Consider the following 23,192-nt stretch of genomic DNA (forward strand, 5'->3'; position numbering starts at 1 on the left):
GCCATCTCCTCCTCGGTCAGCTCGCGCTCAGGGTTCAATGGCCCTTCGATCGCTTCCCTCAGCTGCTGCGCCGCCCGCTCAGCCTCACTCAGCGCGACCTCTTCGCGATCTTTCGGCTCCTTAGGCGCGATGTCAGGTTGTGCGCCTTCCCTATCCCCACCCCCCAATTCCGCGCCATCCCCGGACGGTGGTGTGTATTCGGCGGCGCGCATGTCGGTGACACGCTCGAAGCCCTTTGCGCGGGGTTCGTAATCTTTCCACGTCAGCCTGATCCGGGCAGCGGGGAAACCGTCCGGGAATTTCACGAACCCGTGCATGCTGGGCAGGTCGCTGATGTCGACCGGCATGACGAGTTCTTCGACGTTGGTACGGGGCGTGATCGTCGAGGCGTCGCGGTTGTCATTATAGCCGTAGGAATAGGCTTCATCCATGATCCGGACCTGACGGTTGCCGATGAACTCGGAGCATCGCCGCGACGTCTCGGGATCGGCCGTCTTGAGGATCAGTTTGGTGCCCGCCAGCGAGGCCAGATTGGTAGCCCCGTTCTCGCCATAGGTTTCTTCAAGCTTGTCGAAGGAATGCATGCCAAGCACGAAGGCACCGCCAAACGCGCGCGCGGTTTGCAAGCCATGATCGATCGCCGGGAGGCGATGCAGCGCATGAACCTCGTCAATGAGAAACCACGTGCGCAGATCGCGGCTCCTTCCCATGTGGAACAGCGCATTGACGGCAAGGTCCATCCAGAGGGTCAAAAGCGGACGATTGAGGACGAGGTCCGGGTGCGTGGACGTAATGAAAAGGATCGATCCTTCCTTGACCTCGGTCGTCATCCAGTTCTTGATCGAGAAGCCGGTTTCGCCCGGAGGCGGTTCTGGCAGGAAGCGGAAAACATTCGCATTGGCGATGAAGGTCGTACGGATCGACTCTGCCATTTTGGCAGCGGCGGGTGACATCATCGGCCCTGCAATCGTGCCTTCAAGTTGAGCATGGATCGTCTTCAGATCCGACTGCATCAGGAAGTAGGAAAGCGCCCCATTTGAGCGCACGCCCATCTTGATCATCTTGACGCACATTTCGACGAACAGGGTGCGAGCCGATTTCTGCCAAAAGTCATCTTCCGCGCTGTGGCCACTCGGAACAAGCGCCGTCGCAGCGCTCATGAATTCGGCGTAATTGTCGCAGTCGTTGAAAATCGACCATGGCACGCAGCGGCGGTCCATCGGATTGAGGATGATGTCCGTTTCGGCATCATAGAAGCTTTCGACGAAGGTGCCGGTCAGATCGAAAATGACGCAGCGATGCCCGCGCTCACGCGCCTGCGTGACGATCTTCTTGAGCTCGGTCGTCTTGCCCGCACCGGTCGTACCGATGAACATCGCATGGCTTTGCTCAAGGCGCCAGGGAACCGGCACACCTGCCAGACGATAAGGCGCGTGCAGACCCGCTCGGACACGGTCCTTCAATGGCTCTGCCAGGATCTTGTCGGGGTCTACTGCTGGCGTGCGCTTGCGGCACTCGCTGACATGCGCATTCCAGTTGTGAATGGTGATGGCTTTCGCCAGTTCACCGTGTGTTACAAGGACGGCACCGCGCTCATGCCGCTCGGTCAGAATGTCCGTGCCGCGCCGTTTCGAAAAGTCGACGAACCAGACGGTCAAAGGTACGCAGATAAAGGCAGCACCAAGACCCGCAGAAATGCTGACCTGCACAGTCTTGGCCCAAGCCCTTTCCACGGCAGGATGATAGGGCACCATGGACATGGTGCCTTGCACCATCTGACCCGATGGAAGCGTCAGGTTCACAGGCTTGTTCGGATTGAGCTGCACCCATCCCCAAGCCTCGGCGTAGAGCTTCATCAGCACGAGCTGAACCTCGTGGTTCTTGAAGGTCAAACTGACGAGGATGCACAGCAGAAGAACGGCGGTTCCGACCCAGACGTAGAGGGGCATTCTGATGCCCGCCCAGGTCATCAGGATTTCATGGTGGAACAGCTGCGATCCGCGCGTAAAATTGCCTGCGTTCCGCTTCACTTTTCCGCGCGCGGAAGCGTGTGTGAGAGTGGCAGCCTTTTTGCTGAACCTGATGTCTTCAGCCATGATGCTCTCGCACGTTGGAGAGCGCCTGAGCGATCAGGTGTTCGGCATCAGCCGGATATTGCTCTTGAACGATGAGCGAGAGCGCGAGCTGGGTATGCTCGAGGATTGTGACAGCCCGCTCGGCATTGAGCGACAATCCTGCTTTGAGCAGGGGGATGCCCACTTCAAGGGCAATGCGGATTGCTTCTGACCGCGAGACACCGCGGCTTGCCGCAAGTTGATCAACGACGTCGATCATCCTTGGGCTGAGCGTTACACCGACGCTCTGGAACTGTTTCTTTTCCACTACCACACCTTTTCAGGCGTGGTTCGTCTATCGCAGGTTTGAGTATATAGCGCTGCATCGCGCTTGCCAAGAGTCTCGGCGATGCAGCCCGGTGCAGCGCTATGGCATTGGTTTTTCGACGCTTTATTGAAGCCTTGAACATCCTGCAGCCGACTGCACCGCCCGAATTCTGAGCAAGAGTTCAGCTAACCAATTGTGAAATATGCAGAACTTCGCTGCATCAGCCTACCGCGCAGCGGTGTACGGTGTGCAAAAAATCAGGAACTCGTGCCCTGTGCCAGGTCCATTGTTGTAGGGGGATCACTCGCCCAGGTGGTTCTCCAGCGAGATTGCGCGAGCGAACCTGACTCGCGAACTCAGCGCAGGCGTTATGTCCGCCTACAGCGGTAGCTGTGGGACGACAATGGCTTTGGGTTTGGCCGTGGCGATTGCTCAAGCAGGCCATGCTCCGCGACGAAGTCGCGCAAGAGCAGCAAGCAAAAAAATGCCTCGAACAGACCCTGCGATTGGTGCATCTTCGCATGGTCTTTCAAGGCTTGGAGGAATACGCAATGGTGTCGAAACTTGAACGCGAACGGTCCGCGCTGGCAGCAGCGGAAAAGGACCTGGAAGAGCGCAGGCAGAAGCTTGCAGAGCTTGAGCGCGAGGAAGCAGAACGAGAGCTCAATCGGCTGATCAAGAAGGTGGGTCAGGATACGGCGATTGCCCTTCTGGAACTGGCCGTCAAGGTGAAGCCAAAGGTGGCGATTTCTGCCCTCGAGAAGCTTGGCGGGTGAGGTCTGGTTTTTGTCGAGTTGGGCGGCGATGACCACCGCCCTGTCTCGTCAGAATTCATCGGCCATCTTGCCGGTCGCGGTGTAGACGATCTGGTCGATCAGATGCATCGGCAGCTCGCCATAGTCTCCTTCCTCGATGAGGATGTACCCGTCCCGGGTCTCGACGACATGGACGTCGAAAAATGTGTGGGATGAGCGCCGCTCAGCTTCGAGCGTTTTTTCATCAAGGGCGATGATGTTGGGGTTGATCTGACGAAGCACTGAAACGTCGTCTTCGTAGCTTTCCGTTGTGTAGCACATGACCTTGCCTCCTGGCGCTTGGCGGCTCGTCCGCCATGCCATGAAACAGCGCCCCGTCAGTGTGCTGGTCACCGGAGCGAAGCGGAGGCTTGACCGCTAATTTTTCGATGGTGCGGAAGCCGGCGCAGCACGGCTTCTCGGTCGGAAAATTAGTGGTTGACCAGTATGCTGGCGGGGTGCTCATGGCGATGGTGGTGGACGTGCCTGCAGCAGGACACATGCGTTCCTAGCGACTTCGCGAAAGCTATGTCCTGGCACGTGGCTGTTCGGCATTGGCGTGACCCAGGCGGTATGAAAAAAGGGCGCCGCGGCAACGTGCCGGGCACCCTTTTCCACCTCGGTCCTGCAGGAGGCTGGTTGCAGATCGAGCGTTAAACATGGCGACGAGTTCAGCCGGTTCGTGGCTGCTCGTGAACTGCTGGCCGGATAGTCATAAGGTCCATTCGAGCAGAGGATGTTGCTCCCCACAATCGGTGGCGACGATGAACGCGAGGCTTTCGAAGAGCGGAGTGATTCCTGCCTTGACGAAAGCAGCGTAAGTCCGGTGATCCTCGAGCGCTGTCCCAAGCTTCTGCAGGGACAATTGGCCAGATTCATTTGCATGGCGGCCAAGAGAAGTGAGCACCTTAGCCGCAAGGTCGCTGCTCATGGTGATGTCACCTACCAGAGCGATGTGTTCACTAACGCGCATCGTGATCGGCGCATCGCATTGCTGGTGCTCGATCCGCAGCATTCGCCCAAGAAACTGGGCTTCCTCGACGATCGCGATCATCTCCGGACGATGGTCGAAGCATGAAGCGAACTCGGCGATGGCAAGCGTGTTGGCATTGATCTCGAAGTTCAGGGCCGCGGCCAGGAATTCGCCTGGATCTGCATCGATTGTACTGTTGGCGGTGTGCAGTCTGCGCATCAGCGCTGCGAGCTCTGGCGGGCGTATCTGAGCCGGTTTCGAATGGAGCCTTGTCTCGATATCCTTGACGCGGAATGTGACGAGCATCTTTGCCTCCTGTCGCTGCTCGTCCCCTCCATCCCCCTTTCCTTTCTCACCCCCCGAGCTTGTGGCTGAATGCCGGCAGATGGTTCTGGTTCACCCCAAGCATGGCCGGTCGACCCATTGTCCGGGTGTAGCAGTTGGCGCGGCAGCGATGCCCGCAAGATGCAAAGCATCGAGCATGGGCAAGGCGCGCCGAGCCAAGGTATAAGCGCGGCTGATAAACTCAGGGATCACGAAGCTCGCGTCAGCGGGCGAAGGGGGTTCGATGCCCCCAGAGCCCGCCCTTTGCGCAAAAGAAGTACGGAAGGCCCCGGCCTAAGCCGGAGCCTTCCAAGCGGCGCTCACCCAAAGTTGCGCGACCGTACCTGCGCCTGATCACTGATGCGGCGGATGTGCAGCGGCACGCCCGCCTGACGGAGGCGCTGTGCAAGGTTCGACTGGATGCCCGATCCTTCCCCAATGATCGCTTCGACCGGGTTCAGCTTGACGATGCTCTCGTTGCGCAGGAACGGAGCGCGGTTGCCGTGGCGTTGGTCGGGAACGAACAGGATCGTGTTGACCCCGTTCTGCTGTGCCCATGCACCCGCCATGGCGTCGACGCCCTTGCGCATGCCGGTCGTGCCCAGGACCATGTTGGGGATCCGCGACTTGATGTCGTCGAGGATAGCCCAGATCATCGCAAAATCGTGCCAATCCTTCTGGCCACCTGACACGATCACCAGCGGGCCATCGGGCTGGAATTGCGCTCTGCGATCCTTGGCGCGTGCTGCGAGGAAATCGCGTGCCTGCACCTGGCTTGCGGTCACCCCGTTCTTGCTGACTTGCGATCCCCGTGCGGCCGTGAAGGGGCGACCGGTTTCGACCCGGTAGACGTCCGCTGCATGGTCGCGCATCGCCTCGAGCGCTTCGCGGCACCCTTGCAGTGTCTGGCAGAGCTGTTGTGTTTCCTCGAGCTCGACAGCGTAGATCTCCGAAGGATCGAAGTGGCGTGCCATTTCGCCCAGCTTCTTTGCAGCATCATCCTCGCGACCTTCAGCTAGGCGTGCGGTCATGTGGAAGGAGTTGACCATGCCCCAGGCGAGTTGCTGCGCGAATTCCTCCATGCGCGTGTCCTTGAGGACATCGAAGATCGTTCCGATTGCCATCTCCACGGCGCGGCGCGCCATGTCGGGATCGGGCATCTCTGCGGCGATTGGAGCCTCGATGATGTTGAGCTTGGCGAGATCGCTATGTTCGAGAAACGCCCCGTCGTAGGATTCCGTGATCCCTTCACGTGCATCGGCGAGATTGATCCGTGCCTGAGCCAGATCTGCGAACGAATTGAAAACAGTCATAAGAGCCTCCGATTTTCGAAATCGTCCCCACATTGGGAACAGCCAAAAACCCATCGGGCCGGACGAACCGTGTCAGGGACGGCGAGCTCGCCTCGCCGCCGCCCTGGCGGGCGTGGGGGAACCGATTTTCTGCGTGGTGGCTGACGCGCAGCGACACTGCCTCCCCGCTGAAAATTGGGGGGACCGCGATCCTTGACTAAGGGGCGGCCGCCGATAGGTTTCGGCAGGTGTTCCTGTGTGTGTGGAAGAGACGTTCCCGCCCACGAGCAGGTGAGACGAAGGCAGGGCCGGTCAGGCGCTTCAGCGCCACGCCGGGCCGCCCCTTCGGCCCTGCGAAGGGGTTACAGCGGGAACACTCCCAATCTTGTGAGGCAGTTCGGCGCGGATCGTCGGCAGAGGGAGGGCAGCCAGGGACGATGCGGCAACTCAACCTGTTGCTGTCGCCCAGCTAAGCGCTATGTTTTGACGATGGCAGTGTGGCAATTCGTCATCGATCTCATTCCTGCGTCTGCGGCGCGCGTCGCAGGGGTTGCCGCAGTGCGGATGAGCCGCGCGCAACTCGATGAGACCGTTCTTGGTTTTTCGTCGGCTGATGCGGAAGTGCTGTTCCTGAAACTTGGCAGGCTCCTTCCAGAGAAACCGTCTTGGTCTGACGGCCTGCGGATTTGGGGCGACGAGAAAGCGGACGACATTCAGGTCAGCATCGACGGGCAGGCGATTGAGGGGATCCAGTTCCGCCTCAATGTAGCGGACCTGTCTTTGCCATTGGTCGGCGGGATCTGCGACTTCGCGCGCCATTTCGATAGCGTCCTTGCGACGCCAGAGGGCGCAATCATTCAGCCGAACCATGAGGCTGTCATGAGAACAATCATGCAATCACAGGCAGCGCAGTACGTGCGAGACCCCCAGCGCTTTCTCGTTGAAGCGATCCGTCTGGATCAGGAGGGCCGATAAGGGCATCTGGCATCCCCGGCCCTGCGTTCGCCGCAGATTAGGTCAGCGCTTGAACCGGACTGGCAGCTTCGATCACCTTTCCGCCGAACCTGGAAAGTCGCAAACCGACCCTAAATCAGTCGTCGCGGCGAAGCGAACCTACGCCTGCGCCGCACGATAGCGCGCGTCCACTACCTCCCAATCGAGGTTGGCCATAAAGGCATCTACATACTTCGCCGCCGCCGCCCCATAATCCATGTGAAAGCTGTGCTCATACATATCGAGTGCAATCAGCGGTGCGCCCGTGGCAGCGCCGTGCATGTGATCGAACGCCCAGTAATTGTGCAGTGACTTGGTGTGGCGGTTGTAGCTTAGAATGCACCAGCCCGATCCGCCCGCCAGCGACATCGCGGTGCGGCGGAATTCGGCTTCCCACGCGGCAAAGCTGCCGAACCAGCCATCGAGGGCCTCGTAGATCGACCCGCCCGGATTACCGTTGCCGCCCAGCGCGTCGAAGTAATATTCGTGCAGCACCACCGATCCGGTGCGGTGCAGTTCCTCGCGCTTCAACCCGGCATAGGCGACGGGTGGGAAATCACGGTCGGCCATTGCAGCGGCCAGTCGGGTCTCGATGGTATTGAGACCGCGCACCGAACCTTGATAATTGTTCTCCCAGTGCGAGGTGATCAACCGCTCGGACAGGCCGGTGAGCTTGGCGGGGTTGAACCGCAGTGGCTTGGGGGTATGCCTGCCTGCGAAAGCGGCGGCCATGCTGCCAGCACCTTGGGCAGCGGCACCGGTTGCGTTTCCTGCCAACGCAATGCCGGTCGCCGTCAATGCCGCAGTCCCGATAGCTTGCCTGCGTGTGATGATACTCATGCTGTCCTCCTCAGAATGCCAGAACAAAAACTAGGCCGCCAAGGGCCGAGACCGCCAGAACGCGCAACACCGACCATTTCAGACCGAACGCCATTATGCAGGCCAGCAACGCCAGCACGCCCGCACGCCAGTCGAAGCTCGCCGGATCGGGCCAATAGAGCCGCAGCGGGCCGAATTGGCGCTGACCGACTTCGCCGAATAACACGTGTAGCGCGAACCAGGCGGTGAGGTTGGCGATCACGCCCACCACCGCTGCCGTCACCGCCGCCAGCCCGCCCTTCAGTCGCACCGCGTTGCCCAGTCGGTCGATCCACGGCGCAAAGGCGAAGATCCACATGAAGCACGGCGCGAACGTCACCCACGTGGTCAGCCCCGCGCCCAGCAATCCAGCGATGAATGGCGTGAACGGCTCCGGCGCGCGGAACGCCGCGAGATAGCCGACGAACTGCGTCACTAGGATCAGCGGCCCCGGAGTGGTTTCGGCCAGACCGAGCCCGTCGGCCATCTCGCCCGGTCGCAGCCAGCCAAATCCCTGCACAGCCTCCTGCGCCATATAGGCAAGCACGGCATAAGCCCCGCCAAAGGTCACGATCGCCAGCTGCGAGAAGAACGCGCCGATCTCCCACAGCACATGGTCCTGCCCCAGCGTCAGCGCAATCAGCAGCATCGGCGCAGCCCAGACGGCACCCCACAGCGCAATTGACAGGATCGTTGTGCGCCACGGTCGTTCCGGCAAAACGGCGTCGGCCTTGCCGGGTTTGAGCGCAAGCAGGTCAGGCCGTTTAGCCGCGACTGCCATGCCGATCACGCCTGAGCCAAGCACGATCAGCGGAAATGGGAGATCGAACAGGAACAGCCCGACAAACGCTGCCATCGCCAGAGCGCGCTTCAATCCGGTATCGAGCGCACGGCCCGCGATCCGCAGCAGCGCCTGCACCACAATCGCCAGCACTGCCGCCTTCACGCCAAGAAACAGCGCCTCCACCCAGTCGAGATTGGCCGCGATGGCATAGAGCACCGACAGCGCCAGAATGATCAATCCACCCGGAATGACAAACAGCAGCCCTGCCGCCAGACCGCCGCGCCAGCCATGCAATCGCCACCCGATCCATGTGGCCAGTTGCTGCGCTTCGGGGCCGGGCAGCAGGTGGCAGAAATTGAGCGCGTGGAGGAAATCCTCCTCGGCAATCCATTTGCGTTCATCCACCAGTTCGCGGTGCATCAGCGCAATCTGACCAGCAGGCCCGCCAAAGCTGAGCAGGCCGATGCGGGTAAACGCGCGCAGCAGATCGGTGAAGGTGATAGAAGGGGTAAGAGCCAAGGACGCCAAAACAACCTCGCAAAACAAACCTCGCCCGCAAGGGCAAGGTTACGAGGCAACGCTTGGGCTTGTCTCGGCCTGAGCGGGAGGTTGCTTTGCCCCGCCGAGATTATTGTAGAACGCGGGGCAAACCACAGCAAGGTCAAAACGGAAATTTCGCTTCCCACCCAATCCCGGTCATCCGGCACGGCTGACTAGGCCGGACCGAGAGCAAGGCAAGGCACGACCCCTCGCGCCAGTGATCGTCACCCGAACGGGCGTGCGCCGTTGTGGCGCGGAGAAGAAAGGAGTGTTCGAATGAACTGAGCTTATTGGCATAGCTCATGCCTGACCGACTTACCGGTGCCGGTGATGAACCGGCTGAGATTCCGAAAGGGAAACGGGACCATAGCATGTCGGGGTATGGATCGAAGCCGGGCGCCGCAGCCCGGCGGTTGACCAGCAGGCAAGGTGCGCATGGTGAAGACTGGATTGTCTGAATCCCAGTTTCCAACGACCATCAGGTGGGTGACGGTGAACGCGGCTGACACACCGTCCCGAGCGGAGCGAGGAGCACGGCCCTGCGAATCGCTGCCAGTCCGCACGGCGTGGCCCCGGTAAGGGGATCAAGGAAACGAACGGGGCACCTAAACGCGCCGCGACTCCTCGCCCGCGCAACTGCGGGATCGCCTAAACAGGACGGCTTGTCCGGACCTGCATGGCGACGGAGCCGTCATAGTAGTCGAACGCCCGGCGTAATGGCCGGGACAGCCGCCGAGAGGCGGACGGAACAGTGGTATAAGCGGGAGCGATCCTCGTCGAAATCCGCTGCTTCCGGGTGAAGGACGGCAGTTCTGTGTAACTTGATGGATCAACGGAAAGGGACTGCTGATGCAGACCGCTACTATCCTGAGACGGATCGAGAAGCTTCCGGCCCTGTCGCGGGCGGGCAAGCGGATCAATGGTCTCCACCGCCTCATGCGGTCCCGCTGCTTGTATGAGCGGGCTTATGACAGGGTGTCCCGGAATCGGGGTGCCATGACGCCGGGAGTAGACGGCCAGACCTTCGACGGCATGACGCTGGCGAGGCTGGATCGTCTGGTCCAAAGCGTGACGGAAAGCCGTTACCGCCCTCGTCCGGTGCGGCGGGTCTATATCCCCAAGGGCAATGGTAAAATGCGCCCATTGGGCATCCCAACGGCGGATGATCGCATCGTTCAGGAGGCGGCGAGAATGATCCTCGCGGCAATCTATGAGCCTGTGTTCTCGCAACACAGTCATGGGTTCCGCGCGGGTCGCTCCTGCCACACGGCTCTCGAAGAGATCCGCAACACCTGGACGGGCGTGAAATGGCTGATCGAAGTGGATGTTCGCGGGTTCTTCGACAACATCGACCATGACATCCTGCTCGGCCTCTTGGCTCGCAGGATCGATGATCCTCTGTTCATCGATCTGATCGGGACAATGCTCAAGGCAGGGTGCGTGGACGACTGGAAGTTCGAGCGGACCTACAGCGGCACGCCACAGGGCGGGGTCATCTCGCCCCTGCTCGCCAACATCTATCTTCATGAACTCGATCTGTTCATGGAGGAGATGCGGGCGGGCTTCGACAAGGGCGTCAAACGGCGGGCCAACCCCGCTTATGTTGCTCACTCCCGCCAGATCGCCGTACTCCGCAAGGAGATCGATGCAATCCGCGCCGATGGTGCGGACAGGTCTGAGGTGCGCGTCCGGTTGGCGCGGATCGAAGCCGTCAAGCAGGATCGACATAAATTATCGTCCGTCGATCCTATGGACCCTGACTTCCGCCGCCTGCGCTATTGCCGCTACGCCGACGACTTCCTTGTCGGTGTGATCGGCAGCAAGGCGGATGCCGTCCGGATCATGGCCGATATACAGCGCTTCCTTGCTGATCGGCTTAATCTGGCGGTGTCACCGGAAAAGACCGGGGTTCGCGATGCGTCGAAGGGATCGCCGTTCCTCGGCTTCCATGTATGCGCCTTCACGTTGCGCTCTGCCGGAACAATGGCGGGGCGTCCGAAGGTCGGCGGTGGGACGCGACGCGTCCTTCGTCGGCCAACGCGGGGGAATATCAAGCTGTGGGTGCCACGGGAGCGGGTCTATGCGTTCTGCAGGCGCAAGAAGCTTGGCAACCTCGACATGAGGAACGGCCGGGTGCGTCCGCAACTCATGGAATCCAGTGTGGCGGAGATCATCGTCGCCTATAACTCGGAGTTCCGCGGCTTCGCGAGTTACTATGCGATCGCCGATGGCGTGAAAGCGTCGCTCGACAAGCTCGAACTGGTGGTTCTCAGGAGCCTCTTGGCGACTGTGGCCTGCCGGCGAGGCTCGACGAGACGGCAGGCCGAGGATTATCTGAAAATGGGGACGGATCATGGCGTGACAACCGTGGTCCGTGGCGCGTCGCGCGTCCATAAGGTATGGAAACTGAAGCATCTGGTCGTGAAGGCGTGGGACAATCCCATCGTCGATACCATCACGGTCGGCTCGCGCATCGCGCAGAGTCCGAACGATCTGGTCACCCGCCTCAATGCCGAGGAATGCGAAGCATGTGGCGGGACCGCTGGTCCGTTCGAGATGCATCATCCCCATCGCCTCAAAGACAAACGGCGTGACCAACTAACGCCGTGGGTGCGATCGGCGCGACGGCGCAGGACCATCGTCCTGTGTCGGAAATGCCATGTCGCTCATCATGGCGGCCGGATGCCGAGCGGAATGGAGAGCCGTGTGCATTGAAAGGTGCAAGCACGGTTCGGGGGGAGGCGCTGGGGCGTCCTCGAAAGAGGCGTCTCGCGTCTACCCTACCGAGGCCCGGCAGGGACTTGGTGACGCCGGTCGCAGACCCAGCACACAGGCGACGCTTGTGTGTTGGCGGCAGCCCGGCGGAATAGAGCGCGGTGCCGGCCATAGGCCGACAGGCGCCAACCTCCCCTTCGGCATCCCTTGACGATAAAGTTCTTTATATGTTCTCGGTGCGTATGGGAACCAAACGCCTCGATTCTGTCGCCGATCTCGTTCGTCATGGCCTCAATGCGCAGATCGAGTGCGGCCGCTGCAGGCGTGTAGTCATCATGCCGGCGGCCCGGCTGCGCGATCAGTGCTTCACCAGGTCGATCCCCCTCAAACTGGACATGGTAGCCCGGCACTTGCGCTGCAGCTGTGGTCACCGCGGTGCCAGGATTGATCCTACCGGCAATTATCCGACCTGCGCTCCATAATCTGGCTCGCGCAACCAGTGACGAGTGGAAGGGCGGCACCGAAGCGCCGCCCTCCTGATGATCACAGAAACTCGACGTTTTCGGCGATGATCTCGCAGCCGTAGCGGTCATTGCCTTCGGCGTCTTGCCAGCGCGAGTAGTGGATGCGGCCCGTCACGGCGAGTTGGTCACCCTTGGCCTTGTGCTGGCGCAGCGGGAGCCCGAGGCCGTTGAAGACGGTGATCTTGTGGAATTCGGCATCCTTGACCGGGTAGCCGGTTTCGGGGTCCTTCTGGACCTTCCCATCGCGGATTACGGGACGTTCGGTCACGAGGATGAGTTCGGTGATGCGGGTGTCGCTGCGATCGCGGGCGACGGGATCCTTGGCGAGACGGCCGACGAGGTTGACGATGTTCATTGCAAGAGCCTCCTTGGTGCCGACGGCTCGTCCGCCGGTGCCCTTATCGAGCCTCGGCGGGAGAGCTGGGACACCGCGCGCCTTCGCGCGCGGGAAACCTCGGAAATCGAGGTGGTGCGGGCAGCCCGGCTTGCCGGGCAACACGGCTCGCATTTCTGCAGGTTGGCCCTAAGCTCGACCAGAGAGGCATGGGCACTGGACGGCGGACGTGCGGGTGGCACAGGGGCTGATTGCGTGCCTGGACATCAACCTCGCCGCGTCTCGGCTTGCTGACGCTGGCGTTGGTCGCATGATTGATCGTCCGTCCTCGCCGATTTCGGTGAGCGAATAGTCCCTTTGCGGCAGTAATCCGGAACACCTGACTTTGGCTACCTGGGGTGCCGATCCGCGGGGTTGGCGCCACTGGTCTGGCGTTGACGCACAATAGGACAAGGCCCCAAGGGGCCTGCCTGTCTGCACGTTGCGCCAATCAATCCCGATCGACGGGAGCTGTTCTCCAGGCTGCTATGGCATCGATGATCTTTGCCGTGAACCGCGGTGGGAGTCGTCCGGCAATGTACCCGGGCTGCTTCATAAGGGGTCTGATGTCGAACCCGGGCCAGGTGAACCGGTTGAACTCCGAAACGACGATTGCACTACCGGGAGCGAGCCCGGCTGTGCGCGCAATCTCATCGGGGATCTCGATGGCGTTCTTGCGGCCCTCGCCCTTGGTCGTGATCGCGGCGACAAGATAGCGTGACCCCTCGACACCCACGACGACGACGAAGCGTTCCTTGACGCCTTCGTCGCGGCCCCGTCTCTGCTCTTCCTCGAAGAGGTAGACGTATCGGAGGATATGGCCTGCGGCGGGGCGGTCAGTCTTCCCAGCGGTCATTGGCGAGTTCGCTGTCCGAGGGCCGTGCATTGGCGAAAGCTTGGCGGTCGGCGTCGGTCATGTCGGACGAAGCGACAGCTTCGATATTCATGTGATCTGTGATCATACCGCGCGCCGCCTGTTCAAGATGGCGGAAATATTCGCTATCTGCGATCACATGCCGCTCGCGGCCATGGCTGGTGAGGACGACCGGCTGCTTGGTCGCAAGGTCGAGGAACTCGCCAGTGTTGTTGTGAAACCGGGTCAGGGGAATCCTGGGGTGCTCATTTGCCGCCGCTGGCATGGTGGTATCTCCTCTTGGTCTCAAAATAGCAATTATTGCCAAAATAGCAAGATTTCTGTGACGGCGATTGCCGCACTAGCCGTCCACCTCTATCGTCGGCAGCTCCGGCAACACTGGGACAAGGCCCGCATCAATCGCAAAGCCCAGAGTCCTTGCGAGGCGGCAGGCTCGAGCGATTGACCCATCTGGAGCATCGAGCGCCTTTTCAATGTGCCCAAGGGTTTCGCCAGCGCCGGGCTCACAGACCGCGTGAAGCTTGCCCGGTTCTGCCGTGATAGCAAAGGGCCAGGTCATCGCGACACCGACAACCCCTTCATCGAGAATGAGCAGAGTATCGCCAGCAGCGATAGTCTCGTCGGTCTGCACGGCGTCGTAGGCATTGCCCGTCGAAGCGAACGCATGGATCCGCCAGGCGCTGAAGGCGAAGCGCTCGCTATCCGTCAGCATGGCAGGCCCCCTTCAGAAAAGGCGCGCTGCGCCGCTTCCGGAAAGGCTGCGGTGAGGTTCCGGTGGAGCGGCCCGGAGGACGCCGGAAAGAAGGCGCCGGTGCTGCTCGGCCGTGTTATCCGCAGCGCGCTTGCGACGGCATCCACGACGAAACCCGCAAGCTGATCGCTCGCCGTTAGTTTGCCGAATTCAGGCGGTGCAAATCCGGCCTGATGCCAAAAGGCGATGCCGGTCTCGAGGGTCTCGAGATAGCTGGCATGGCTGCCGTCGTCCTGATCATTGTCGATGCTTGCCTCGACTGTCCGGTAGGTCCCGAAATCATGAGCGTTAGCCTTGATCCGCAGGGTGATGCCCGGAGGGGGCAAGCCGGCAACCGCGATCAGCGCAGCCCTGTAGAGCATGGCTTCCGCGGTATTCACGAGGTCGAAATTGGGGGTGTGGCCGATCTGCGCGCAGTCTTCGTTCCACGGAGCGCCGCCAAGATCGAGAGTCCAGTTTGTCTGTGCCATTCAAGCCTCCTTTGCTTGAACGGCACCTCCCCCTCCTCTCTCGCAGGCAGAGTTCCTGCAGCAGGTCTGGTCAGCTTGAAAGCAGCGGGCAAAAGAATAGGCCCGCCCGCGACGAATGCGCGGACGGGCCTTCCCGATGTGACCGGCGCGGGTCGCGGCACCGGTCACGGGGGGGCTTGTCCCGGTCAGGCGTCGACGCTCACGCGCGTCTTGCCCTTGGGTGCCGGAGCGGTGCTCTCGCCCAGACCGTCGCCGCTGGCAGCGCCGCTGTCAACGCCGCGGTCGCTGGCCGGTTCGTCGCCGGTGGCGGTCAGCGGCGGCAGGGCACCTTCGCTCTCGCTGCCGAAGCCGTCGAGCGATGCCTTGGGCTTCGAACGGCGCCAGGCGACATTGAAACTGCCGTCGTTCTGCTGGAACATCGCCACCGGGATCGGCGCCGAGAGGCTGGGGTCGTCGATCTGGCCCGACAGGAAGCACTCGCCGGTCTCGTTCGACGAGTATTCCCAGAGCGCGCCGATCTTGACCCAGCTGCGGCGGTCCGCCGAGAGCGCCATGAGGTCGAACTTGGGTGCCCGCTCGTTGGTGGATTCGAAGGCCCGCAGAGCGACGGTCGCACTGAAGGTCAGGGTGGTGATGCGGCCGATGTGTACGCCTTCTGCGTTGGCCTTGAGGGTGCCGATGTTCATGTCACATTCTCCTGATGCTGTCCGAACCCCTTGTCCGGAACACCTTCTCCCATCCCCCCTCTCCTCCGGGCCCGTGGCCCGGCCCGTGCGCCAGCCACCGCAGGCGCGCGTAATTCTATCCAGCCCAGAGGGCTGAGGAGTCTCGATGCCTGGTTTGGAGCTGAACCGGCCCTGCTTCGAGCCATGCGCGGTCTGCACCGACCTAAGCTTCGGGCTCGGACCTGTCCTTGATCTGGCTGAGGCGCGCCATGAAGGCCTTGGCTTCGAGCTGATTGGGTCCATCGCGCGTGGCGAGGCAGGCCATCCTGTCGATCTCGAGCTGTGCGGCCAGACTTGCTTTGATATGGCAATAGGGTTCGAGCACGCGGATTGCGTCAACCGCGCGGGGGAGCTCGCCAAAGGCGGCTCCGACCCATACGAGTTCGATCTCCTCTCCGTCTTCGTCAGGGGCGCTCAGCACCTGTGCGAAATAGGTCTGAAGCGGTCGGTCCCATCCGACAAAGGCACTTGCCGCTGCAATCCCGTCACGAAGCGGTACTTTGTGCCTGCTCATGCGCTCGTTACCTCCCCACCATTTACCGGGCCGATGCCCCGCAGCGCAGTGACATGTCCGCCCCTGACGCTGATTAGTAATCCTCTGGCCGCATCAGCGTGACGACCCTGCGCGTGATGGCAGGATTGGCCGGATCGTCTGACCCGAACGCCAGTTCGGTGTCGTAATAGTCGACTTTCATCAGCACCTTGATGCCATCGACATCCAGGCTTGCAAAGTCTCGCTCGGGCGAATCCGGGGCGAAGGTGCAATGGCGCAGAGCGGCGATCAGCCGGGCCTGTGCCATCATGCTTTGTGCCACCGTGTCGCCGCCGAGTTCTGCAAGCAGCCCGGAGGTCATGACGATGCGTGCCGTTCGGTCACGGCCCTGGCGTGCGGCATCATTGAGCAGCGCGATCCGCTCGGTGCGCTGCCGAGCGCAAGAGAGGTCGGATGTGTCATGCATTGGAGCTCTCCTCCCGATCAAAGGGGCGATCATCGGGCAACCGGACGGCCTCGCGAGCCTCAGCCGGCAGGCTGACAAGCGGACAGCTGAACATTGATCGCGGTCCCGGGGGCGACGGTAATGGCAACCTGCCGATCCTTGGGGATGACCCAGAGGATGCTGGCGAGCGTGTCGCGGATACGCGCCGCAATGGCCTCGTCTTCGCCGAGCAGCACCCGGGCCGCGAGCTCGCGCGCATCGCGCAAGAAGTGCTCGTGCTGGGTGTCCCAGGAGTCGGCCTCGCTGTCGTCGCTCGCACAGAAACAGACGTTCTCGATCAGATCGACCAGCGTTTCGGGGGTCAGCGCCGGACCCGGCACATAAGCGATGCGGATCTGGTCGACACCGCTGTACCAGCCATCCTCGCCCACGACGAAGGCCACATCTGCCGGGATCCGTTCTTCGCGCTGCGTTTCGCTGGAGCGGTGGAAGACACAGAACCTCAGCTCGATCGTCTCGGCACGAACATGGTCATCGAGCGGCGGGAAGCTGCCGTTCTCGGCGATGACGTGGCCCTGCTCCCCGGCTTCAACATAGAAGCGCAAGTTCCCGAGCTGATGCAGCGCGTCATACCAGCCATAGCCAGCGTATGCGGGATGGTTCTCGACGAGGTGTGGGCGCAAAGGGTGCTCGCGCAGCGCGCGCTCCAGTCCCTGTGCAATATCGGGCTCAAGATCCGCGACAAGGATCGTGTCCGCACCTGCTGCGACTTCCTCATACTCGACATTGACGTTGTCGCTCTCCGCGATGGCCGCATGCCAGCGGGGCAGGCAGGGGTCGGCCTCCGGCAGGGCAACCCCCAAATCGCGGGCTTCTTTCCAGTTCTCGAAGGAAAGCCGGTGCTGGCCTCTGTGCGCCAGCGCGGCATAGATCGTGCGCTTGCACGCTGCCTGCAGCGCCGCAAAGGCGGCGTTCTCGACGAATTCCTTGCGCGCCGGGAGCACAAGGGCAAGGCCCGGGGTGGCCCCGATATCGAGCCGGGCATGGTAGGTCTTGCCGCCAAGGCTCTCCGAGACGCTGGCAAGTTTGCGGGTGAGCGCCATCCCATGGAAATTCGTCGTGGGGTCCTGGTGGTATTCGCGCCCCTCGAACACGCCGATCTGGCTGCCGTTCCACTCGGCGATGTAAATCGCCTTTGCGAGAAAGTCCTCGCGCGGCACTTGCGCGCCATTGAAGAACACCGGCAGCGGGTAGAACTTCGCGACCTCGCGCAGAATCCGCTCGGTCGTCTGCTCGCTCACCCCGGGCATCAGGAAGGTGATGGTCGTCCCAACCGGGCGAGCAAGGGGCACCACGGCAATGTCCTGCGCGCCGGTCCAGCCATCTGCGGGGACATGGACCGACCATCCGGTGTCGGCATCGGCATGACGCGAGCTGATCCGGGTGTCCTTGCCCGCCAGGCTGAAGACACCCATGCCTGCCGGGTCTTCGGCCTCATGGATGTGCTGGCTCCAGCCCGAATCCCCCAGCGCAATCATGGTCTGGGGATCGGCGACCCCGGTTCCATCATCGACAAGGGTCAGGCGCGCTCCGTCTTGATCCGCGCAGCAGGCGATATCGATCCGGGACGCGCCAGCGCGGCGACTGTTCTGGAGGAGCTCGCCGAGGATATCGCCGATGGTGCCGTTGAAGAGGCGCGTGACTTTGGTAATCGTCTTCGGGCTGACGCTGGGTCGGATGACTGTCGGGTTCATGGCAAAGGGTCCTTCATCGCACTGGTTCGCCCTTCCCCTCCCCCTTCCCTTCAGAACGGCGGGTTGATGCCTGGTCGGAGCCGGACGGCTTGGGCCTGCTCTTCAGCCCACGCGCTTAGGCCGCAGGGCCTCGGGCATCGGAATGATCTCGTGCGCCGTATCCCGCAGCGCCGTGACCTCGCCGCGCGCGGCGTAGAGGTCCTTCGCGATCAGCGCGCAGACCTCAGCCTCGCCATAGGTTGGCCGGCCAAGGTGATCGACGCGCTCGACTTGGCGGGCAATCACGCCGACTTTGCCTTTCGGCACCCATTCGGCCCAATCACCCCAGGCGGTGGTCGTGCAGAATTCGCCGATCACGGCCATGTAGGCCTTGCGCGTCCGCAGGATCGCGGACGCATTCTCCTCGACGGCCTCGCCGGTGAAGGCGCTGAGGCGGTCCGGGTGCCAACACCGGGCGGTATCGCGGGCAAGCTGGAGGAAGCCCGCGGAGCAGGAGCGCTGGCGTTCAAGCTCGCTGGCGAAGGCAAGGATCGGGAGCGCCCAGTCGCAGTCTTCCTCGTAGGAGCCGCCCTCGATCAGTAGCGCCTGCGGCATGGCGGCCTGCCTTTGATCGGACAGAATGATGCCGCCGTGGCTGGCGGTCATCACCGACCAAATGCCGGGGCCAAGCTGATCGGCCTGTTGGACTGCGCCCCAGATCGATGTCGATGGGCGCGGCGACGGAGCAAAGCATGTCATGAGCGAACTCTCCTTCTTCAGGTTCGCTCAAATCCTCCCCCTCCCCTTCACTCGAGAAGGCTGCGGGCTTCGCTGATAATTGCCTCAGGCGTCACGCTGCTGACGGCCATGGATATGACAAGCCCGGCCTGACTGAGACGCTCTCGCTCGATGCTGCGCAGCTCAAGATAGTCGGCATCATCCGACTGCAGGATCTGGAGCGCGAACTTGCACTCCACCCCGCTATGCTCATCGAGCAGCGCCACCAGGAAGTCCGGCCTCGCCGAGCCCGAAGCCAGCGCGATGTCAAAGAGGATCTTCTTGACCGCCATCCTGACACCGAGGCGGCGCAATTCATACTGGGCCTGCTGGAGCGCGCGCAGCACGTCGCGATCATGGTCGCGCTCGGCGGGCACGAACTGGTTTCCGCTGAAGACAGGCTGGGCATAGGCGCGCAGCGCCAGGTATCCTTCGCGCCGACTATGCTCCCCGACGACGGCCAGCACGAGAAAGGGTGGCTCGACCTCGGCCCGGATGATCCCGGTGTGCTGGATGCGATTGCGGATTTCGACAGTTCCGAGCCCCGTCACCACCTCGCTCGATGTGACCTCGCTCGCTTCGAGAAGCAGAAAGGCCTGCGGCGCAAACTCGGGCGGCCAGGTCTCGGCCGCGGCTCGCAACCGGGCATGGACCCGCCGTTTCTCGTAATCGATCGCGTTGGTGTAGAGATGATCCGACAGCCGGATGCCCGGCGCGATTTCGAGGCCCTGAGCGGCGCGCTTGAGGTGGCGCATTTCTTCGCTGATCGAGCCTGCGCGCCTGCCACTGGGCGGTAATTCGCGCAGGATGTTCGAGCCTGCTCGCTCGAGCAGCAGCCAGAGCAGCTTGCCGAGGCGCGGGATGGCGACGCCGCGTGAGCGATCGTCAGGCTCTATGTCCTCTGGCCTCTGCGCAAGCTTCTCCGGTGCCTTCTGGTGTGCGCTGAACAGGCCTTTTGGCAGGCCGATGGCATAAAGCGAATCCTTCACGGTCTCGCGGATGCGCGGTGGCGCCTGCGGTAGATGAAACGGGCAACCTGAATCGTGGCCAGGCCGTGAAGTAAGACGCCGGAGGTAATAGGTCTCCTGAAAACTGAGATATGCCGCGCTCATCAGCGGCGGCGGACGCTCTGCCCCAAGGCAATCGCAGGCGATCCACTTGTGGTTCTCTCGCGCGGTGGAGACCAGTGAGACGCAAGCGCGGTGGTCGGCCTCGCTGCCCCGGCCTGTATACCACCGCACCAGCGCAGCCTTCAGCTCGTCGCTGATGGCGACCCTGCCGGTCCTTCCTGTGGTGTCCTTACCTACCAGCCACATGCATGATGACGCCTTGACCCTGTCGTTTGTTCACGATATGTTCATAATCAGCAGGAGCCCATGAATAATGAACAAGGTCTTTGATATCGGCAAGTTCGACCTCGATGTCACGCTGCGCGACGCGGCGCTTGATCCGAATTGCCGTCCAACCAAGCGCATGCTCGCCAATGCCTCAATCGGAGTGGAGCCGTTCGATGCCTATTACTCGGCGCGCGAGCTCTATGAGACCTTGCAGGGCGTCTTTCAGGGCCTGCCCAATGCCAAGGCCCGGCTGACGCAAATCCTGTCCTGCCATTGCGATGACTATCAGCGCTGCCTCTACTATGCGCTGGCAGGGCGCGGAGTCGTCCAGATGCTCGACGATCTCGAATGGCTCTTCGAACTCCTTGGGCCGCGGTGCCAGATGTCGGGGCACATTCTGCGATCGGGCCAGCACCCTGCGCCGATGGTCAACCCTTACGTCTCGTCAGAGCCTGATGGCCCTGTTCCTGCCCGCAATGCCGACTTTACCGAAGGCCCATCGTGGTATCTGGATCCCGGTCTTGGAGGGATGATCGAGGAATAAGAGGTCATCAGTGATTGCGAAGACCAAGCCGGTCGTCGTCATCAACAAGCGCGATGCGCCCGTCCCAGTCCCACAGGACCAGGTTGAGCGCGTCCGCAGGGGCACCGCGGGCGTAGCTCGGGACAACGATGCCGGCATAGCCTTGCGCGATCGCGGCCTCCGCCAGATCCTGCGTCGGGACCGGCTTGCCTGAGAGCATCCGATCGCGCCACGCCGGGTCGGCGAGTTCAGCCGGTGCGATACCGAAAGGCCGCAATGCAGCCGCATCGCGGCCATCGAGCAGCGGTCCGATGTCGGCCTGATAGGCGACGAGCGTGGTGGGCTGGAGGGTGCCAACCTGATTGGCCTCGCGCAGCGCGGTCTCGGGGGCGAGGGAAGTATAGAGCGCGATGCGCCCGATGCGATTGAACCGTCCGCCAAACCGGGCCGCCCCCTCCCCTGAGAGGGGTTCGCGGGACCAAACCGGATTGTGGGCGCGGTAGAGCAGCCCGGTAAAATGCATTGGACTAGGCGTGGACGCCGGCGTCGACCGCGTCGATATAGGTCAGCACGTCATCGGCCCGGTTGCTCTGCACCAGCTGCATGGCGGTCTGGCCCGAGAAGCCGGGCAGCGGTTCCGAGCGGTACCAGGCATAGGCCAGCAACGCCGAGCCAAAGCGCGGCTCGACCTTGTTGAGCACCTCGACCATCTGGCGAAGGCGGCGCTGGGTACGTGTCGACGCGATCCGGTCTTTGCGCTGGATCGCGTCCTTGCCGAGGCCCAGCGAGCGTGCGAGTTCGTCGCTGGTGGTCCGCAGCGCGTCGACGATCTTGCGCGGAGCAAACGCGCCGTTGTCAGCGTAGTTTTGAATCGCCATTGCACTTTCCCATGAATTCTGACGCGATATAGCGTCAATCTTTGCGGTAATCAAGGTTTGCTGTGCCAGACCCAGCAGGTGTTCCGGTTCTGCCGCAGACGTTTCCCGCTCTTACAAAACCACGACCTGCAATTCGATCGCACCGGGAAGGCCCTCTTCTGCAGGCAGAACGCAGAAGGGCTGGAGCTTGCTGTCCGTCCTCACCACGGCATGGCTCTGCCCGGAATCTGCGGTCATCCGGATGGCGAGGCGCTCGGCATTGGCGCGTCCGCACAGGATCGCCCTTCTGGGATCGAGGCTCTGAGGCAGCATGGTCACCTCCCGAGCGTTACGGCGTTGCCGGGAAGAATGTGCGCGGCGCACGCTTGGGCGGCACGACTTCGAACCGGCGCTCCATCAATCTGCTGATGCGGAACCGGCCTCGGCCATCGGGCGTGCTGAGTTCAATCTTCGCGCCGCGCTTTGTCACCCTGAATTCGGCGTGTTCGCTCCCGTCGGTGAACTTCATGGGTTCAGGCAGCCGGATCATGTCGCCATCGGCAATCTTGCGTTCCTTCAGCCGTAGCTGCTGGTAGCACCGGTTGCGCCAGTCGAGGGCATAAGGGTGATTGGTTGGCCCAAGTTCCTCGAGGATACTTCTGGGACACCCAGCCTCCACCGGCCCGGAGTTTTCATCCATGTCCTTGTAGCCGAACAGGAGGCCGTCGGCTGCCTTGGGGTTCCAGCGGACCAGACAGATCACCGCGGAGATGGCGTAGGTCTGGTTATTCGGTCCATAGCGCTGGACAGCCGCGTAATAGGCCCCGGTTGTGGACACGCTTCTGATGACCCGGCATCCTTCGAAGCTGCCGGTTTCTTCATTCTCGCGCTCCCATGTGAGCTGATTGTCGAGATAGGCCTTGGGAGTGTCGAAGCCCCCCATTCCGGCACGGTGCATGTAAAGCCAGCCCATGCGTGTTCTCCTTCAGATGAGCCCCGGCTGCGCCGGAGGTGCGATCTTCAATTCGCGCGCGATCCGCGCCGTGAGTGCGGGAATGTCTGCAAGGGCGGTGATCGGCGCTTTGCGCATCACCGCGCCAGGCGGTTTCCAGAACGGGTTGCGCCAGGCGAGACCCGGCTCGCCGAACCTTTCCGGGCTGATCCGGACATAGATACCTTCGGCCTCGAGGACATGCTCGCCCGCGAGTTGTTCCTGTGAGGTGTAATAGCTGATGCGGTAGTCGGCGTGCTCGAGCCCGATCCCTGCTGCGATCTGGCGGAGCGCGCGCGTGCCCTCACGCCGGTAGTGACGCAGCTCTTCGGGACGATAGTCGATCCCGCGCTTGACCAGCGCAATGATCGCCGGTCTGTGCTTGAGCTCGGCAAGGCGTTCGATGCACTGGGACCGCAGCGCCTGGTCGTCTGCCTCACATTCGGTCGGCCTTCCGTCGGCAATGCGCTGGAGGTGGCGGGTGAGGAGCAGCACAGCCGGACAGTTTGCCGCCTGCCGGCCTGCAAGGCGGACATCATCGACGGCCTCGTTCAATGCCCGCAGCGCATTCTCGAAGGTTGTCAGTCCATCAGGCTGGAGTGCGCGGCGGTAACGGTAATCGATGTCGCAGGACATGAGGCTTCCTTTCCATTGCAAGATGCAA

General features: G+C 62.1%; 27 protein-coding genes. 4 read left to right on the forward strand and 23 right to left on the reverse strand.

Annotated features, from left to right (window positions below):
* Together LUA85_RS18280 and LUA85_RS18285 are read right to left on the reverse strand one after the other, a co-directional pair.
* The coding region (locus LUA85_RS18280) for a type IV secretion system DNA-binding domain-containing protein (protein WP_231471940.1) at window positions 1-2,030 on the reverse strand (2,030 nt) is incomplete at its 3' end.
* Window positions 2,031-2,088: 58 nt separating this feature from the next.
* Window positions 2,089-2,382, reverse strand: a complete 294-nt coding sequence (locus LUA85_RS18285) for a ribbon-helix-helix domain-containing protein (RefSeq protein WP_058818294.1) — start codon at window positions 2,380-2,382, stop codon at window positions 2,089-2,091.
* Window positions 2,383-2,810: 428 nt separating this feature from the next.
* Between LUA85_RS18285 and LUA85_RS18290 the strand changes: the two genes are divergently transcribed.
* Complete coding sequence (locus LUA85_RS18290; protein WP_231471941.1) at window positions 2,811-3,158, forward strand: hypothetical protein; 348 nt, start codon at window positions 2,811-2,813, stop codon at window positions 3,156-3,158.
* A gap of 48 nt (window positions 3,159-3,206) precedes the next feature.
* Here the strand turns inward: LUA85_RS18290 and LUA85_RS18295 are convergent, their stop codons facing one another.
* From LUA85_RS18295 to LUA85_RS18305, 3 genes are all read right to left on the reverse strand, one after another.
* Window positions 3,207-3,530 (reverse strand): hypothetical protein, encoded by a 324-nt coding sequence (locus LUA85_RS18295; protein WP_231471942.1) that lies wholly within the window; start codon window positions 3,528-3,530, stop codon window positions 3,207-3,209.
* Between the two features lie 358 nt (window positions 3,531-3,888).
* Entirely contained in the window at window positions 3,889-4,455 is a 567-nt protein-coding gene (locus LUA85_RS18300; protein ID WP_231471943.1) for a hypothetical protein, read from the reverse strand.
* 338 nt (window positions 4,456-4,793) lie between these two features.
* Window positions 4,794-5,786: a DUF2493 domain-containing protein gene (locus LUA85_RS18305; protein WP_231471944.1), complete on the reverse strand. Its 993-nt coding sequence runs from the start codon at window positions 5,784-5,786 to the stop codon at window positions 4,794-4,796.
* 543 nt (window positions 5,787-6,329) lie between these two features.
* Here LUA85_RS18305 and LUA85_RS18310 point away from each other — a divergent pair.
* Window positions 6,330-6,740, forward strand: coding sequence for a hypothetical protein (locus LUA85_RS18310; RefSeq protein WP_231471945.1), 411 nt, complete (start codon window positions 6,330-6,332; stop codon window positions 6,738-6,740).
* Between the two features lie 138 nt (window positions 6,741-6,878).
* Here the strand turns inward: LUA85_RS18310 and LUA85_RS18315 are convergent, their stop codons facing one another.
* Both LUA85_RS18315 and chrA read right to left on the reverse strand, forming a co-directional pair.
* Entirely contained in the window at window positions 6,879-7,598 is a 720-nt protein-coding gene (locus tag LUA85_RS18315; RefSeq protein WP_066046168.1) for a superoxide dismutase, read from the reverse strand.
* Between the two features lie 10 nt (window positions 7,599-7,608).
* Window positions 7,609-8,919, reverse strand: a complete 1,311-nt coding sequence (chrA, locus tag LUA85_RS18320; RefSeq protein WP_066046171.1) for a chromate efflux transporter — start codon at window positions 8,917-8,919, stop codon at window positions 7,609-7,611.
* Between the two features lie 1,017 nt (window positions 8,920-9,936).
* Here chrA and LUA85_RS18325 point away from each other — a divergent pair.
* On the forward strand, window positions 9,937-11,655 hold the full coding sequence (locus tag LUA85_RS18325; protein WP_231471946.1) for a reverse transcriptase/maturase family protein: 1,719 nt from the start codon (window positions 9,937-9,939) through the stop codon (window positions 11,653-11,655).
* Between the two features lie 543 nt (window positions 11,656-12,198).
* On the opposite strand, the gene LUA85_RS18330 is transcribed toward LUA85_RS18325, so the two are convergent.
* From LUA85_RS18330 to LUA85_RS18380, 11 genes are all read right to left on the reverse strand, one after another.
* Window positions 12,199-12,534 (reverse strand): single-stranded DNA-binding protein, encoded by a 336-nt coding sequence (locus LUA85_RS18330; protein ID WP_039330710.1) that lies wholly within the window; start codon window positions 12,532-12,534, stop codon window positions 12,199-12,201.
* Between the two features lie 469 nt (window positions 12,535-13,003).
* Window positions 13,004-13,408 carry a hypothetical protein gene (locus tag LUA85_RS18335; protein WP_231471947.1) on the reverse strand — a complete coding sequence of 135 codons (405 nt, stop codon included), beginning with the start codon at window positions 13,406-13,408 and terminating at the stop codon, window positions 13,004-13,006.
* On the reverse strand, window positions 13,389-13,691 hold the full coding sequence (locus tag LUA85_RS18340) for a type II toxin-antitoxin system prevent-host-death family antitoxin (protein WP_231471948.1): 303 nt from the start codon (window positions 13,689-13,691) through the stop codon (window positions 13,389-13,391). Before LUA85_RS18340 ends, LUA85_RS18335 begins: the two co-directional genes overlap by 20 nt.
* 75 nt (window positions 13,692-13,766) lie before the next feature.
* Window positions 13,767-14,138, reverse strand: coding sequence for a hypothetical protein (locus tag LUA85_RS18345; protein WP_231471949.1), 372 nt, complete (start codon window positions 14,136-14,138; stop codon window positions 13,767-13,769).
* Window positions 14,132-14,647: a hypothetical protein gene (locus LUA85_RS18350; RefSeq protein WP_231471950.1), complete on the reverse strand. Its 516-nt coding sequence runs from the start codon at window positions 14,645-14,647 to the stop codon at window positions 14,132-14,134. Before LUA85_RS18350 ends, LUA85_RS18345 begins: the two co-directional genes overlap by 7 nt.
* 185 nt (window positions 14,648-14,832) lie before the next feature.
* On the reverse strand, window positions 14,833-15,333 hold the full coding sequence (locus LUA85_RS18355) for a DUF736 domain-containing protein (protein ID WP_054590601.1): 501 nt from the start codon (window positions 15,331-15,333) through the stop codon (window positions 14,833-14,835).
* A 202-nt stretch (window positions 15,334-15,535) separates the two neighbouring features.
* Window positions 15,536-15,886: a hypothetical protein gene (locus LUA85_RS18360; protein ID WP_231471951.1), complete on the reverse strand. Its 351-nt coding sequence runs from the start codon at window positions 15,884-15,886 to the stop codon at window positions 15,536-15,538.
* A 73-nt stretch (window positions 15,887-15,959) separates the two neighbouring features.
* Window positions 15,960-16,331 (reverse strand): DUF3768 domain-containing protein, encoded by a 372-nt coding sequence (locus LUA85_RS18365; RefSeq protein WP_231471952.1) that lies wholly within the window; start codon window positions 16,329-16,331, stop codon window positions 15,960-15,962.
* A gap of 59 nt (window positions 16,332-16,390) precedes the next feature.
* The gene (locus tag LUA85_RS18370; RefSeq protein WP_231471953.1) at window positions 16,391-18,064 is read right to left on the reverse strand and encodes an ATP-binding protein; all 1,674 of its coding nucleotides are present in this window, start codon (window positions 18,062-18,064) and stop codon (window positions 16,391-16,393) included.
* A gap of 102 nt (window positions 18,065-18,166) precedes the next feature.
* Entirely contained in the window at window positions 18,167-18,802 is a 636-nt protein-coding gene (locus tag LUA85_RS18375; protein ID WP_231471954.1) for a hypothetical protein, read from the reverse strand.
* A gap of 47 nt (window positions 18,803-18,849) precedes the next feature.
* Window positions 18,850-20,136 (reverse strand): hypothetical protein, encoded by a 1,287-nt coding sequence (locus LUA85_RS18380; RefSeq protein WP_231471955.1) that lies wholly within the window; start codon window positions 20,134-20,136, stop codon window positions 18,850-18,852.
* A gap of 67 nt (window positions 20,137-20,203) precedes the next feature.
* Between LUA85_RS18380 and LUA85_RS18385 the strand changes: the two genes are divergently transcribed.
* Window positions 20,204-20,701, forward strand: a complete 498-nt coding sequence (locus LUA85_RS18385) for a hypothetical protein (protein ID WP_058803380.1) — start codon at window positions 20,204-20,206, stop codon at window positions 20,699-20,701.
* A 7-nt stretch (window positions 20,702-20,708) separates the two neighbouring features.
* Here the strand turns inward: LUA85_RS18385 and LUA85_RS18390 are convergent, their stop codons facing one another.
* The 5 genes from LUA85_RS18390 to LUA85_RS18410 form a co-directional block, all read right to left on the reverse strand.
* Complete coding sequence (locus LUA85_RS18390; protein ID WP_231471956.1) at window positions 20,709-21,203, reverse strand: RES family NAD+ phosphorylase; 495 nt, start codon at window positions 21,201-21,203, stop codon at window positions 20,709-20,711.
* A gap of 4 nt (window positions 21,204-21,207) precedes the next feature.
* Window positions 21,208-21,558 (reverse strand): antitoxin Xre/MbcA/ParS toxin-binding domain-containing protein, encoded by a 351-nt coding sequence (locus LUA85_RS18395; protein ID WP_054735742.1) that lies wholly within the window; start codon window positions 21,556-21,558, stop codon window positions 21,208-21,210.
* A 111-nt stretch (window positions 21,559-21,669) separates the two neighbouring features.
* Window positions 21,670-21,870, reverse strand: coding sequence for a hypothetical protein (locus LUA85_RS18400; RefSeq protein WP_231471957.1), 201 nt, complete (start codon window positions 21,868-21,870; stop codon window positions 21,670-21,672).
* Window positions 21,871-21,886: 16 nt separating this feature from the next.
* On the reverse strand, window positions 21,887-22,510 hold the full coding sequence (locus LUA85_RS18405; RefSeq protein ID WP_231471958.1) for a hypothetical protein: 624 nt from the start codon (window positions 22,508-22,510) through the stop codon (window positions 21,887-21,889).
* A 12-nt stretch (window positions 22,511-22,522) separates the two neighbouring features.
* Window positions 22,523-23,164, reverse strand: coding sequence for a hypothetical protein (locus LUA85_RS18410; RefSeq protein ID WP_231471959.1), 642 nt, complete (start codon window positions 23,162-23,164; stop codon window positions 22,523-22,525).
* Window positions 23,165-23,192 lie beyond the last annotated feature (28 nt).

It is taken from the genome of Novosphingobium sp. CECT 9465, from assembly GCF_920987055.1.
In the GTDB taxonomy this organism is placed as follows: Bacteria; Pseudomonadota; Alphaproteobacteria; order Sphingomonadales; family Sphingomonadaceae; genus Novosphingobium.

What these genes read in the sequence shown, in the direction of transcription:
- LUA85_RS18345 (WP_231471949.1), bottom strand. Translation starts at nt 14,138, where the DNA reads ATGCTGACGGATAGCGAGCGCTTCGCCTTCAGCGCCTGGCGGATCCAT.
- LUA85_RS18390 (WP_231471956.1), bottom strand. Translation starts at nt 21,203, where the DNA reads ATGCATTTTACCGGGCTGCTCTACCGCGCCCACAATCCGGTTTGGTCC.
- LUA85_RS18315 (WP_066046168.1), bottom strand. Translation starts at nt 7,598, where the DNA reads ATGAGTATCATCACACGCAGGCAAGCTATCGGGACTGCGGCATTGACG.
- LUA85_RS18355 (WP_054590601.1), bottom strand. Translation starts at nt 15,333, where the DNA reads ATGAACATCGGCACCCTCAAGGCCAACGCAGAAGGCGTACACATCGGC.
- LUA85_RS18360 (WP_231471951.1), bottom strand. Translation starts at nt 15,886, where the DNA reads ATGAGCAGGCACAAAGTACCGCTTCGTGACGGGATTGCAGCGGCAAGT.
- LUA85_RS18305 (WP_231471944.1), bottom strand. Translation starts at nt 5,786, where the DNA reads ATGACTGTTTTCAATTCGTTCGCAGATCTGGCTCAGGCACGGATCAAT.
- LUA85_RS18300 (WP_231471943.1), bottom strand. Translation starts at nt 4,455, where the DNA reads ATGCTCGTCACATTCCGCGTCAAGGATATCGAGACAAGGCTCCATTCG.
- LUA85_RS18380 (WP_231471955.1), bottom strand. Translation starts at nt 20,136, where the DNA reads ATGTGGCTGGTAGGTAAGGACACCACAGGAAGGACCGGCAGGGTCGCC.
- LUA85_RS18335 (WP_231471947.1), bottom strand. Translation starts at nt 13,408, where the DNA reads ATGACCGCTGGGAAGACTGACCGCCCCGCCGCAGGCCATATCCTCCGA.
- LUA85_RS18310 (WP_231471945.1), top strand. Translation starts at nt 6,330, where the DNA reads ATGAGCCGCGCGCAACTCGATGAGACCGTTCTTGGTTTTTCGTCGGCT.
- LUA85_RS18330 (WP_039330710.1), bottom strand. Translation starts at nt 12,534, where the DNA reads ATGAACATCGTCAACCTCGTCGGCCGTCTCGCCAAGGATCCCGTCGCC.
- LUA85_RS18340 (WP_231471948.1), bottom strand. Translation starts at nt 13,691, where the DNA reads ATGCCAGCGGCGGCAAATGAGCACCCCAGGATTCCCCTGACCCGGTTT.
- LUA85_RS18375 (WP_231471954.1), bottom strand. Translation starts at nt 18,802, where the DNA reads ATGACATGCTTTGCTCCGTCGCCGCGCCCATCGACATCGATCTGGGGC.
- LUA85_RS18385 (WP_058803380.1), top strand. Translation starts at nt 20,204, where the DNA reads ATGAACAAGGTCTTTGATATCGGCAAGTTCGACCTCGATGTCACGCTG.
- LUA85_RS18370 (WP_231471953.1), bottom strand. Translation starts at nt 18,064, where the DNA reads ATGAACCCGACAGTCATCCGACCCAGCGTCAGCCCGAAGACGATTACC.
- LUA85_RS18365 (WP_231471952.1), bottom strand. Translation starts at nt 16,331, where the DNA reads ATGCATGACACATCCGACCTCTCTTGCGCTCGGCAGCGCACCGAGCGG.
- LUA85_RS18395 (WP_054735742.1), bottom strand. Translation starts at nt 21,558, where the DNA reads ATGGCGATTCAAAACTACGCTGACAACGGCGCGTTTGCTCCGCGCAAG.
- LUA85_RS18325 (WP_231471946.1), top strand. Translation starts at nt 9,937, where the DNA reads ATGACGCCGGGAGTAGACGGCCAGACCTTCGACGGCATGACGCTGGCG.
- LUA85_RS18405 (WP_231471958.1), bottom strand. Translation starts at nt 22,510, where the DNA reads ATGGGCTGGCTTTACATGCACCGTGCCGGAATGGGGGGCTTCGACACT.
- LUA85_RS18350 (WP_231471950.1), bottom strand. Translation starts at nt 14,647, where the DNA reads ATGGCACAGACAAACTGGACTCTCGATCTTGGCGGCGCTCCGTGGAAC.
- LUA85_RS18410 (WP_231471959.1), bottom strand. Translation starts at nt 23,164, where the DNA reads ATGTCCTGCGACATCGATTACCGTTACCGCCGCGCACTCCAGCCTGAT.
- LUA85_RS18400 (WP_231471957.1), bottom strand. Translation starts at nt 21,870, where the DNA reads ATGCTGCCTCAGAGCCTCGATCCCAGAAGGGCGATCCTGTGCGGACGC.